This is a genomic window from Bradyrhizobium sp. Ken51 (assembly GCF_055807435.1).
Genome location: NZ_JBVVPB010000218.1, coordinates 1 through 233 on the forward strand (window position 1 = coordinate 1; position 233 = coordinate 233).

Annotated in this window: 1 pseudogene; it reads left to right on the top strand. The window is 58.8% G+C overall.

Features of this window, described 5'->3' with window-relative positions:
* A pseudogene (locus AC0L27_RS41550) lies at positions 1-160 on the top strand (urea ABC transporter permease subunit UrtC); the annotation flags it as partial.
* Positions 161-233: the final 73 nt, after the last annotated feature.

The window sequence follows — 233 nt, forward strand, 5'->3', positions numbered from 1 at the left end:
CATGTTCTGGTTTGCCGCGCTGATGGTGCTAATCGTGCCGGGCCTGCTCGCCTTTTCCTTCGGCTGGCTCGCCTTCCGCTCGCGCGTCACTGGCGTGTATCTGTCAATCATCACCCAGGCGATGACCTATGCACTGCTGCTCGCCTTTTTCCGCAACGATTGACAGGAACGGACGAAGAGCGCCACTGAAAGCGCCATCACCGGGAGGGATCTGTTTGGTGGCTACCAGTCTT